The 12,682-nt window shown below is 72.6% G+C and carries 5 protein-coding genes; all 5 read right to left on the bottom strand.

Annotated elements, in window-relative coordinates:
* Positions 1–60: 60 nt before the first annotated feature.
* Positions 61–261 (bottom strand): DUF6229 family protein, encoded by a 201-nt coding sequence (locus ACH45E_RS04850; RefSeq protein WP_361451186.1) that lies wholly within the window; start codon positions 259–261, stop codon positions 61–63.
* A 118-nt stretch (positions 262–379) separates the two neighbouring features.
* Positions 380–3,646: a family 78 glycoside hydrolase catalytic domain gene (locus tag ACH45E_RS04845; RefSeq protein ID WP_361451189.1), complete on the bottom strand. Its 3,267-nt coding sequence runs from the start codon at positions 3,644–3,646 to the stop codon at positions 380–382.
* A 26-nt stretch (positions 3,647–3,672) separates the two neighbouring features.
* On the bottom strand, positions 3,673–7,038 hold the full coding sequence (locus ACH45E_RS04840) for a glycosylhydrolase-like jelly roll fold domain-containing protein (RefSeq protein ID WP_361451192.1): 3,366 nt from the start codon (positions 7,036–7,038) through the stop codon (positions 3,673–3,675).
* Positions 7,031–9,601, bottom strand: a complete 2,571-nt coding sequence (locus tag ACH45E_RS04835) for a beta-L-arabinofuranosidase domain-containing protein (protein ID WP_361451195.1) — start codon at positions 9,599–9,601, stop codon at positions 7,031–7,033. Before ACH45E_RS04835 ends, ACH45E_RS04840 begins: the two co-directional genes overlap by 8 nt.
* A gap of 67 nt (positions 9,602–9,668) precedes the next feature.
* Complete coding sequence (locus ACH45E_RS04830) at positions 9,669–12,677, bottom strand: glycosyl hydrolase (RefSeq protein WP_361451198.1); 3,009 nt, start codon at positions 12,675–12,677, stop codon at positions 9,669–9,671.
* Positions 12,678–12,682 lie beyond the last annotated feature (5 nt).

Genomic DNA, 12,682 nt, shown 5'->3' with positions numbered 1-12,682 from the left:
GCGCCGTGGTTCGGCACGCGGTTCCCCGCGCCTGTGCTCTTGTGCAGGTGCCTCAGGTGATCAGCAGCACCAGCTGCCGTGGGAGCCGCTCGGGCTGGAACAGAAGCCGTAGAGGGAGTCGCTCGGGTCGGTGAGCGCGGCCTCGGCCGCTGTGCCGCCGACGTACAGGGGCCCGGCCGGGTTGGCCTGCCCGTACGCGCTCTCGGCGCCGGACAGCCAGGCGTCGAGCACGGCGGCGGTGGAAACTCTGGTCTGGGGCATGGATGGCCTCCAAACGAGGGGATTGGGACGGATTGCCCAGCCCTGAGTATCGCCGGATTCGAACGCTCGTCAGACGAGCGATCCGGCCACAGTCGGGCGGTGCCGGTGCGGCGTACGACTACCCGTGGGGGGCCTGCGGCGTCGTCGAGCGGAACCTCCAGTGGCCGGAGCCCACCTCGTACACCGTTTCCGTGTCGCCGGTGCGCAGGAGGCGCGCTCCCGCCGGCGCCTCGGCACGGCCGTCGGACGCGGGGACGTGGACCTCCGCCGTGCTCCCGGCGGGCACGTCCACGGTCAGCCGGAAACGGTCGGCATGGCGGGTCCAGGCGGTGCGTGCGATGCCATAGGGGGTGCGGTAGGAGGCGGACGCCGATGTCATGTCGCCTTCGACCGCCGGATCCACGAGGAGTTCGGCGTACCCGACCGAGTCGGCCGTCTGCGCGAGGCCGGCGACGCGTCCGGTGAACCAGGAGTCGATGGCGCCGAGCATGAAGTGGTTCTGCGACTGGCCCGGTCCGCCGTCCCAGGACTCGCCGAGCGTGGTGTTGCCCGCCCGCACCTGGTAGCCGTAGCTCGGGCTGGTCGTCTGCGTGGCGATCTCGTGGACGATGTCGTCGCGGCCGGCGGCGGACAGCACCCGGAAGGCGGCGGGCAGGGAGATCTCGCCGAGCAGCAGGTGGTATCCGGCGGTCTTGACGGCGGTGGTGAAGTGGGCGAGCAGCCGGTCCCCCTCCCCCGCCGGGTAGGCGCCCATGTCGAGGGCCAGCGCCTCGGCGCCCTGGCCGCCGCCCCCGAAGGTGCCGGTCGTGGCGTCGTAGTACTTGGCGGCGAGGGCCTTGGCGCTCGCGTCGGCCTTCGCCCGGTACTCGTCGGCCGCCGCCCGGTCACCGAGGACGCCGGCGATCCGGCTGAGGCCGTCGACGACCCGCCAGTAGCCGTAGGTGCCGGCCACCGCCCGTGGGAAGGTGCGGTCGGGCGTGAACCAGTCGCCCAGGCCGTAGTCCAGGATGCCGCCGCTCACCTGGCGCTCCAGGTAGGCGGCGTACTGCCGCATGCGCGGGTAGTAGGTGCGCAGTGTGTCGCGGTCGCCGTAGGTGGTGTACAGCTGCCAGGGCACGAGCACGAACGCGCCGCCCCAGTTGGCGTCGTCGCGGTAGGCGCCGGGCAGGCTGGTGTACTCCGGGACGGTGCTGGGGATCAGCCCGTCCTGTGTCTGCGCGTCGGCCATGTCCCGCACGATCTTGCGCAGTTGGGCCTGAATGTCGTAGTTGCCGGCGAGCGCGGGGAAGACCAGCTGGTCCTGTTCCAGCCAGCCCAGTTTCTCCCGGCTGGGGCAGTCGGTCAGGACGCTCATCATGTTGCCCTCGATCGCCCGCCGGATCAGCGAGTGGATGCCGTTGACGAGCGGGTCGGAGCTGGTGAAGTCGCCGGCGGAGGTGTTGTCCGTGTGCAGGACCTGGCCGCGTACGGTGATCGTGGCGCCGTCGGGGACACCCTTCAACTCCAGGAAGCGGAAGCCGTGGTAGCTGAACCGGGGATGCCAGGTCTCGGTGTGGGCACCGCCGGTGGTGTAGCCGTCCCACAGCGGGGCGCCGACGTTGCTGAGGGACTGGAAGGCGTGGCCGTCCTTGAGGCTCTCCGCCGGGTAGGCGCGGATCTCGGTCCCGGCGGGAGCGCTGACGGTGATCTCGGGCCAACCGGCGATGTTGCGGCCGAGGTCGAAGACTCGGCTGCCTGCGGCGCCGTCGACCTCCTTGCCGGTGAGGGTCTCGACGACCCGGATCGGCTCGGTCTCACGTGCGCTGAGCACCGCCGGCCGCTGCTCGGTGCCCGGGCCGGGTACCGCGACCGCCCGGTCCCAGCCGTGCCGGTCGCCGCGCGGCTCGTCCCAGTGCGGGATCTCCCGGCGCGCGTCGTAGTCCTCTCCGCCGTACCAGTTGGAGGAGGTGGTGGGTCCGAGGGTCGCCCGCCAGCCGTCGCCGCTGGTGACGGTACGGACGCTGCCGTCGGCCAGGGTGACCTCGAGCCGGGCGATCAGCTTGGGGTCGCTGAGGTTGCCGTACAGCTTGCGGTAGCGGTCGGCGGTGCTGACCACGTTGGACATGCCGTTGCCCAGGGCGACGCCGATGGTGTTGGCGCCGGTCCGCAGGCGGTCGGTCACGTCATAGGTGGCGTACTGGACGCGTTCGGCGTAGTCGGTGTTGGCGGGTTCCAGCACGGCGTCGCCCACCGGGCGGCCGTTGACGGTGGCTTCGTAGACGCCGAGGCCGGAGAGGTACAGCCGGGCGCTGCGCACCGCGCGGGGCAGGGTGAAGTCGTCCGCGAGCAGCGGCAGTCCGGACGGCAGGTACGGCTCGGGCGGCGCTTGGCCGGTGACCCGGGTGAGCGAGGTGAACGGCCCCGTCGCCGCGTCCGCGCCAGACAGGGTGTAGTCGACCGGGAAGTCGGGGACGCGGCCGTCGTCGGTGAGGACGTCGGCGCGCGGGTAGAGCGCCACCTGGTCGAAGGTCTTCGGTGACTTGAGGTCGAGGGTGAGGGTGACGGGGGTGTCGGCGACGTCGGGGCCGGAGTGCGCGGCACTGGAGTATCCGGCCGCGGTCTGCAGGGCGCTGTTCGGCAGGCCGTCGACGGCGAGGGCGGGTTCCCAGGTCTTGCGGATCGTCCTGGTCTCCGAGGCGGTGACCGCGGCGCCCCGGGCGAGACCCGCGGTGGAGGTGGCCGAGTCGCGGACGTCGATCTCGCCGAGCTCCACGCGCCAGGTGCGGGCGGGGAAGTCCTCCGCCAGCGGCAGACCGAGTCTCGTCACGTCCAGGCGCAGGTACCGGGCCGTGGTGCGGGGCACTTCGACGACGACCGGCTGGACGGTGCGTTTGCTCAACTGCCAGGCGGGATGGGTGATCCAGTCCGCGTCCCAGTCCGACGGCACGGTCAGGCCGGTCTCGAAGACGGCGGTGCCGCTCCAGCCGGAGGCCTGGTCCGCGCGCCGCGACCAGAGCATGACGCGCCAGTACACGCGGGTGCGCGAGCCCAGTGCCCTGCCCGCGTACGTGGTCTCCGGGGCGGTCGAGCGGACCTTGCCCGAGTCCCACAGGTCGGGCCGGCCGGCGCGGAGCCGCTGCGGGGAGGTGGCTGCCTGGACGCGGTAGGCGGTCTGGAGGGCGTTCGCGGCGCGGGCGGTGGTCCGCCAGCTGAGGGCGGGGGTGGTGTCGTCGATGCCGAGGGCGCTGGTGAGGTGCTGGGTGCGCAGGCCGGACGGGGAGATGGTGCCGGTGGTCGTGGCGTCGGCGCTCGCGGCGCCCGCCAGTACGGTCACGAAGGCGGTCAGTGCGGCCGGCAGGAGGAGGAACCGGCGCCGCTTTCCGCCGGGGAGGCGAGAGAAAAGCATGATGCTCCGGGGGTCGAGGGGGTGCGTCAGACGCGGGTGAGGCGGGCGGTGACGCGGCGCCGGAAGCGCAGGGTCACGGGGCCGAGCAGTCCGGACGGCAGCGGTTTGTTGCGCTCGTTGGAGAGCGTGTTGGCGACGCGTACCTCGAGACGGTTTCGTCCCGGGACGGTCAGACCGGTGACGTCGACGACGAACGGGGCCCACAACAGGGGCGGGAGCGCCGTGCCGTTGACGGTCACGGCGGCCACGTCACGCACGTCCCCGAGGTCGAGCAGAACCCGGCGCCCGTCGAGCAGGGACCGCGCCACGTCGGTCTCGGTGGTGTAGGTGCCGCTGCCGGAGAACAGGGGGTCGTGGGCCGTCCAGCTGCCCAGCGGACCCGTGGTGGGTGTGGACCCGTCGCGTTCCAGGGTGAGCGTCCAGTCGCCGTCCACGGCGAGCGGTTCGAGCGGGTCGTCGATGCGGACCGTGCCGCGGTAGGTGTGGCTGCCGTCGGTGCCGGTGAGCCGGTGGTCGCCGGGCGCGGCGGCTTCGACGGTCGCGCGCAGGACGTGTCCGTCCCGCTCGACGCCGATGACGGGCAGCGGGGCGGCGGTCAGGTGCGGCGGGGCGGGTTCGTCGCGGCGGACCACGACGATCCGGGTCTGGTACGGCTCGAAGCTGATCGGCAGGCGGACGCCGCGCCGGGTGGCGCGGTGGACCGGGGCGGGGTCCGTGGCGCCCGTCGCCGGGTCCCACAGTTCGGGGGCTCCGGTGGCCGGGAGGGTGACGACGGTTTCGACGGGGGCTCCGCTTTCGTTGTTGAGGAGGAAGGCGGTGTCCTTTCCCCGCTTCACGCGCAGCACGCGTACGGCGTCCCGCGCGGGTTCGAGGATCGCGGCGGCGACCCCGGCGTCGTGCGTGGCGGCCCGTAGCCCGGAGGTGTCGGCGATTCTAAGGGCGCGCCCGGCGCCGAGGGCGCGGCTGCCCGGCACGTCCTCGCCGAACAGGTCGGACAGGGCGCGGGCGAGGGAGCGGTCGTTGCCGTCCGCCTCGTCCGAGGGAAGGGAGCCCACGCCGACGACCGTCCCACCGGAGCGTACGAACTCGCGCAGCACCCGGACGCAGTCCGCGTCGAGCGTCGGCACCACGGGGAGCACCACGAGGTCGTAGCGTGCCGCGCCCACGGCGAGCCGCCCGTCGCGCACGTCGGCCCGGTACCGCAGGTCCGGGTCCCCGGACAGCGCGCCCTCGTGGAGCAGGTCGAAGTCGACCTGGGCCCGCTCCAGGGCGTAGGCGGCGTCGGCGAGCGCGCTGTCGGTCTCGCCCTGCCGGCCGGTACCGGTCCACTGCTCGGCGGCGCGCTGCGGTTGCAGCAGGGCGGTACGCGCGGCGGAGGTGCCACGGCCCGCCTCCATGACCCGGCCGATCCACTCAGCGAGGGGCCGCATCGCCCACCACCAGGGCGCGCGCGGGCCGAACGGCGGAGGAAAGTAGACGACTCGTTCGTCGGTCCACAGGGCGTGCAGGACCGTCAGGTTGATGCCCCGGGCGGCCTGGGCGCCGACGGTCGCGTGCACGAATCCGGGGGTGACCTGCCAGCCCATGTTGCCGAACATCTCCAGCAACGCCCGCTCGCGGCCCGCCTGGTGGGCGGCCGAGGCCGGGTTGCGGGGGATCATGGTGGGCTGGCCGGGGACGTACTCGGCGGTGATGATGTCACCGCCGGGCACGTGGGCCCACTGGTTGACCTTGTGCAGGTCGCCGGTGGAGGGGATCCGCTTGGCGGGGGCCGTCTCGTCGTACAGCGGATTGGTGATCAGGGCGACGCCACGCCGCTCGTACCAGCGTGCCTGCTTGCGGAAGTACTGGGCGAAGCGGTTGGACACGGCCTGCCAGTAGCGGCCGCGGGTGATCCTGCCCCGGCGGCCCAGGTCGTCGCAGGCGCTGGCGTACGCGACGCCGGGTTCGACGCCGACGGCCCGCAGGGCCTCGTCGAGCGTGGGCGACCACGGCAGCCGCTTGAAGTGGGCCTCCGCGGAGGCGAAGAACGGCTCGTCGTCCCAGAAACCGGGAATGACGGTGCCGAAGTAGCGGCCGAACCGCCGGTGGTACTCGCCCGGCACGATGTCCAGGAACAGTTCCACGGGTTCGTCGTCGAGCAGGTCGAGGTAGCTGCGGCTGTAGCCCTGGCTGTCGTCGACGAGGGGGACGCCGCCGAACAGGTCGATCTGCCAGCGGCCGGCCGGCACCTGCCAGGTGTGGCCGTCGGCGAGCCGTGCCGTCAGGTCCAACGCCTCGGCGGCGTCGGCGGATCCGACGGGCCGGGCCGCGGCGGCGACGGCGACGGCCCCGAGGGAGTCGCGGTCGGGGAAACCGCCCGCGGCGGCCGGGTCGTCGAAGACCGACGTGTACAGCACCGTACCGTCGTCCGCCGTGACGGCGAGGCTGTCCCACAGGCCGCGTTGGCCGGTCACCGCCCGCACGCCCGCTCCGCCCGCCGTGAAGTGGTCGTCGTGGACGGTGCCCTTGTCCTTCCCGTCCAGGGTGATGGTCAGGCCACCGCCGTGGACGGTGACGGCCAGGGTGTGGAACTTGGTCTTGTTGAAGCCGTCGGTCCGGCTGCTGCGCAGCAGTTCGACGGGCTCCGTGCCGCGTGCGAGCAGCAGTACGGTGACGACGCCGGTCTGGTCGAACGTGACCGCGTACCCGTCGAGGCCGTCCGGGGACGCCCGTACGACGAGTCCGGCGGCCGTGCGGTCGGCCTTGGCGCTGCCGGTGACGGTGTAGTCGGTCCACCGCTCGCCGCCGCGCAGCACGGCGGCACCGTCGAGGACCGCACCGTCGACGGCCAGGGATCCCGCCTCCACCCCGACGCCGGTGGTGCGGCGCAGGTCGACCGTGCCGGGGCCGTCCACGACGGTGGTCGACCGCCACAGCGCCTTCAGACGCAGGTCCGGGCGCGGTGGATAGGTGCGGGAGCCGACCGTTCCGCCCTTGACGACGTACTCGCCCGCGCGGCCGCTGGGGAAGTGGTCGTCGTTGAACAACCACACCCGCATACCGGTGCGTTCCGCGGTGCTCAGGACGTGTCCGACGATGCCGAACCATTCCTCGGTGAAGAACGCGGGCTGCATCTCGGCGTTGTCGAAGGGGAACAGGACGACCTCGTACATGCCCTTGGAGCGCAGGTCGGCGAGTTGGGTGTCGACCAGGTCGGGAGTGACGGGTCCATTCCAGTACCAGTAGACGGTGGGGCGGCTGTCCTTGGGTGGGTCGGCGAAGTGCCGTGCGGAGTAGGCCGGTTGCCCGGCGGGCGCGGCGTGGGAGAAGCCCGGGATGCCGACCGCGAATGCGGTACCGGCTCCCGCGGCGGCCACGAAGTGACGTCTGGTCAGGTCGTTCTCAGACATGGGTGTCCTCCACCAGTCGCGCCACCTCGGTGGCGGTCAGGGCCCGGTTGTGCAGCCGGAAGTCGCGTACGGCGCCGTGCAGGTACGGGTGGGTGCTGTTCTGGGAGCGGCCCAGGTAGTTGCGGCTGGTCGCGCCGAGCAGCAGCGGGCCGGACACCATCGCCGGATTGCGGCCCGATTCGCGGCCGTCGAGGTAGAGCACGCCCGTGCCGCCGCCCAGCGTGAGGGCCACGTGCGTCCAGCGGCCCACGGGCAGCGGGCCGGCCGCGTCGATGAAGTCCTCCGCCTCCATGCCGGCGATCTTCAGCGCGGCACGGGCCCGCCCGGCGCCGGTGGTCGCGGCGAGGAACAGATACGTCTCCTTGTGGTACCCGAGGTCGAACACGCGGGCCGAGGCGGCGAGGGCGTCGACACGTACCCGCACGCTGACGGTCAGCTCGTCCAGGCCGCTCAACAGCCCTGCCGACAGGGCGACATGCCCGCTCACCCCGTCCAGGGACACGGCGTCCGCGGAACCGTCCCGGATCCAGGTGGCGCCCCCGGCCAGGGCCGCGTCGGCGAAGGTGCCGGTGCGGTCGGCCGCCGAGGTGCCGCTCGCCTCGTCGAACGGGTAACGGGCGACGTCCCGTTCACGGCCCGGGCGCGGTGTCACCGCCCAGTAGACGTTGTACCGCTGGTGGTGCACCTCGTGGAACGGCCGCAGTGACACGGTGCGGCCATCGGCGAGGGCGGTGAACGCCGTGGGGTCGCCGGACGCGGGGCGCAGGCTGTCCGGGCGGATGGTGGGCAGGGTGGCGAGGGGGGTGTCGCCGTACTCCCCCGCCAGGACCAGCGGCCCGTACGACAGCGCCTTCACCTGTGGGTTGTCGGGGGCCGGCCGCCAGACGGGCTCGCGTGGCAGGACGAGTTCGACGCTGTCGCCGGTGCGCCAGTGGCGGTGGACGGTGGCGTACGTCCCGGGCCGCAGCCGGAGGCCGGTCCGCCGGTGGTTGACCTTGAGCACGGCCGGGCGGCCGGAGTCGGCCACCCAGGCGGGTATCCGGATCTTCAGCGCGAAGCGTGCGTCTCCCTCGGTGAGGGTGAGCCGGGTGCGGTCGGTGGCCGGATACCGGGTCTCCTGACGTAACGTCACTCCTTTTTCCGGCCAGCGCACTTCGGACGGGATGAACAGGTTGACGTACAGCTCGGCGGCGTGGGCGTCCCGGGAGCGGAAGTAGATGCTGTCGGCGAACTTGGTGTGCGTCTCCAGGCCCGTGCCGTGGTCGCAGGAGAAGTTGTCGTAGTCCCCGCTGTAGCTTCCCTCGGCCGCCCCGAGTCCGCCCTTTGGCTGCCGCCGGGAACCGGCCCACAGCCCGGTGTAGTAGGTGACGAAGCCGTGCGCGGCGTCGGGGTCCTGCTCACCGAGCATCTGGTTGTAGAGCGTCCACTCGTAGTGGTCCATGTACGCGGCGCGGGACGGCCGGTGCCAGAACAGCTGCCGGCCCAGCTTGAGCATGTTGTAGCTGTTGCAGTTCTCGCAGGTGACCTCGGAGAGCCGGCTGACGATCTCGTCCGGCGGGCCGAAGAGTTCCTGGTTGGAGTTGCCTCCGATGGCGTACGAGTGGTGGCGTACGACCGCCGTCCAGAAGGTGTCGGCGATGTCCAGGTAACGGGTGTCCCCCGTGGCCTCGAAGCCCGGCACCGCGCCGACCACCTTGGCGATCTCGGTGTTGGCGTGCCGTCCGGCGAGCTCGTCCCGGCCGGCCGCCAGCGGCTCGTACAGCTCCTGGTGGTCGAAGCGCTGCGCGGTACGCAGGTGTGCGGGGTCGCCGGTGACCAGGTGCAGCCGGGTGAGTACGTCGTTCATGCCGCCGAACTCGACCTTCAGCACGGCCTGCATCCGCTCCTGGGACAGCGGTGCGGTGCGCGCGTCCACCCAGGCCGCCATCTCCAGCAGGATGTCGAACGCCTGCCGGTTGCCGCTGAGTCGGTACTGGTCGAGGAGTCCGGCCATGATCTTGTGCAGGGTGTAGTACGGCGCCCAGGGCTTGCCGCCCGCCTCCAGCTGGTCGAAGACCGACTCCGGGAAGGCGGAGAGGTAGCCGCGGTGGAATCCGGCGGCCGGGGCGGCCTTCTGACACTCCGCCAGGGCGGCCACCAGCGAACCGGCCTTCTCCGCGTAGGCCCTGTCTCCGGTGTTGGCGTGGGCCTGGGCCAGGGCGCTGAGCAGGTGGCCGGTGGTGTGGCCGCGCAGCTGGACACCGGGGGCCTCCCACCCGCCGCAGGGCTGCGCCGAGGACGGCAGACCCACGTTCAGGCGGAAGGTGTGCAGCAGCCGGTCGGTGTCGACGAAGAGCAGGTACGCGCAGGTGCGGCGCATGTTGGCCAGGAAGGGGCTCTCCAGGAGCCGGACCGCGGTGAGCGGGAAGGGGACGAGCGCGCCCTCGGGGCCGGATGAACCCGCCGGAAAGGCGGGGGCGGCCCAGGCCGCGGTGGGCGACAACGCGGCGACGGCCGCCGCGGCCGAGGCGGCGGACAGGACCTGACGGCGGGAGGGGACGGGTCTGGAGCGCTGTGCGGGCACGGTGCCGGATTCCCTTCGGATCGACGGAAATTGATCGACGGAAATTGAAACGTTCAACCCTGTCGCGTCAGTCCACGGCCGTCTGCACGTACGGCACCAGGCGCACGGGGCCGACGAGTCCGTGGTCCTGGCGGGCGACCGCGCCGAACACGGCCGGCTGGACGACCCGCAGGCGGTTGATGAGCGGGGTCGCGACCTCGATCTCGAGCGTGTTGTCGCCGCGCCGCAGCAGGGCACCGAGGTCGACGAAGGTGCGCAGGCGGTCGGCCGGTGGCAGCCGCGTGCCGTTGACGGTGACCCGGAACGTGTCGCTGACCTGTCCGAGTTCCAGGTACGCGCCGTGGGACGAGTCCCATCCGGCGGGCAGGGTGACCGTCGTGCGGTACCGGCCGATTCCGGCGGAGTCGGTCAGCTCGGGGATCTGCGACCAGGGCAGCAGGGTGTCGAGCGTCAGCGTCCGGCGTACCCGTTCGGTCCGGGTCGCGTCGGTTCCGGGCTGGAAGTCATCGACTTGGAGTTGCCAGCGGGCGGGTGTGACCGGTGCGGGCACGGACCGGACGGCCGTGGTGACCGTACGGCCGCCGGACAGGCGTGTGGTGTAGGTGCCCGCGCCGCCGGCACGCACGGCCAGGCCCCGCCGGGTGTAGAGCGCCGCGTCGGCGTCCGTGGCCAGGGCGTGCGGGCGGCTTCCGTCGCGGTCGCCGAACAGTCCCGGCCGCCCCAGCGCGACGATCATCACCTGGCCCGGCTGGAGCGTGACGCGCAGGGTGAAGTCCCGCCCGTCCTGCGCGTATTGGGCGATGCGCGCGGTCTTGCCCGTCCAGGGGTCGAGCAGGTACGGCACGGTGGCGCCGCCCCGGGTGCGGCGCAGGGTCACCTCGTGGTCGATCGCCGCCACGGGCGGTTTGACGGTCTCGGCGTGCTTGCCGTTGCACAGGTAGTAGAAGTCGGCTTCCGCGGTGGCCCGGTGGGCGTTGAGGAGTGTGGAGGAGGTGGCGTAGCGGGCGTCGGGGGTCACGCCGAGCCGGGTGAGGGCGTCCCCGATCGCCGTCTTGTCGGTGACGCGGGCGACGCCCGGCAGGGCGAGCAGGCGGGCGAGGATCCCGCGCAGCTCGTCGGTCTCGCCCTCGCCGGGTACTCCCGGGGTCAGCGCCTGGTCGAAGGCGCCGAACAGGACGACGGGGAGTCCGGCCCGGGCCAGTTGGAGCACCTTGCGGGCGTCGGTGACGGAGAGCGTGGGCGTGGAGCCGTAGAAGAAGTCACCCTCGACGAAGAGCGCCTTGTAGGCGGGGCCGTCCGGGGCGAGCCGGCCGTCGGACACGGTGGCGCCGGGCAGGTCGAGCAGCGGGCCGCTGAGGAACTGGTGGGTCCAGCCGAGCGGGACGCCGGTCGCGGTGAACCAGGACGCTCCGATGCCGGTGGCGGTGTAGCCGGTCTGCCGGAACACGGCGACGTCCGCCCTCGCGGTGCCCGCCTGGAGGACCCGGTGGACGCGGCCGAGGTAGCCGGAGATGTCGGCGAGGTGCTGCCAGGTGGGCTGCCGGGGTCCCCAGGACTCGCCGTAGCCGGGGGCGCCGTTGTAGGGGCTGAAGGCCGCGAAGCCGGGCCAGCTCACCTGCGGCGCGGTGGCGTAGGAGAAGCCGTGTACGACGGTCTGGTTGACTCCCGCCGCGTAGGCGCCGCCCATGGTGCGCAGGAAACGGTCCCATGTCGTGCTGTACGCCGAGCCGTTGTACGCGCCCGCCTCGCACGACAGCACCGTGCGCCCGGCCATGTCCCGGCCGCCGGCCAGGCAGCGGAAGTCGTCCAGGTTCTTGAAGCCGAGGGACTCGCCCTCGGGGATGTCGAGGATCGCCGCCGACGCGATGGCGTCCGTCTGCAGGCCGTAGGGCTGGGCGCGCAGGTCCATGCCCACGGAGTGCGCCCAGTCCCGCAGGGCTCGCAGGTGGTGGCGGTTGAACAGACCGGACACGGTCTCCCAGAAGTCGTGTCTGATCTGCCGGGTCAGCTGGGCCTCGAAGGCGAAGACCTGGTTGCTCTTGTCGAGGACCAGCACCGGCAGGTAAGGCCGCAGTGCCCGGCCGGTGTGCTTCTCGAAGGCGTCGGGCAGTCCCGGGGTCCAGATCAGCCCGTCGGTCTCCAGTTCCACGGAGTCCTCGAAGAACGCGCCGCCCGCGGCCTTCAGCAGCCTTCTCATGGCAGGCGTCAGCAGCCGTCCGTCCCAGAAGCCGGTGATCGCGGCGGTGCCCTCGGCGCTGAAGTGGTCGACGGCGTAGGCGGCGGGAGAGGAGTGGGGGCCGGACTCGGGCTGCTGTCCCGAGCCGCGCTGCCAGTAGGAGATCAGCACCCAGTCCCCGTCGTCGGGCGCCGTCCAGGTCAGCGTGGAGTCGGTGACGGTGTCCGTCAGGTCGATCAGGGTCGTCGGGTCGAGCCCGGTCTCCTTGCGGGTGGAGTTCGCGGGTTCGACACGGGCGGCCTGCACGGCGAGCAGCCGCTGCTTCGTGACGCCGGCGGCCGCTGCGCGTGCGGGTGGCGGCACGGGCCCCGCGTAGGTGGCTCCGCCGGCCAACGAGACGCGCCCGTGGACGAGTTCCCGGGCCGCCGCTTCGTCGTCGGGGGTGAGGCCGGGCACGGCGACGGGCCAGCTCGGGCCGAGCGTGAGGTCGACGGTGAGGCCGCGGCGGGCGGCCCGGCGCAGTGCCGCCTCGACGCCCTCGCGCCAGGGTCCGCTTCCCCATCCGTGGTGAGCGGTGTCGAGGACGGACTTGTCCTTGATGCTGTGGTGTACGGCGGCGATCTCGACCCCGCCGAAGCCGGCGTCCGCGATCTGGTCGATCTCGCGGGCGATCTCGTCCGGGTCCACCAGGCCGTCGGGCCACCACCACCGGAACCTGGGGCGCACCGGTCTGGGCGGGTCGGCGAACCAGTCGCGGCCCGGTCCGCTCCCGCCGTCCGCGTCGAGCGCGACGGCAGCGGGCGGCGCGGCCCCGAACGCCGCGGCGGTACCGGCCGCCAGGCCGACGGCCAGCACCGAACGGCGTGAGATCCCGCCACGCCGCGGGAGGTGATCCTGCATCAGTG

It is taken from the genome of Streptomyces sp. NPDC020299 (genome assembly GCF_044387825.1).
GTDB lineage: Bacteria > Actinomycetota > Actinomycetes > Streptomycetales > Streptomycetaceae > Streptomyces.
The sequence above is the reverse complement of the archived record's forward strand: the minus strand, read 5'-3'. Positions and strand labels throughout refer to the sequence as shown.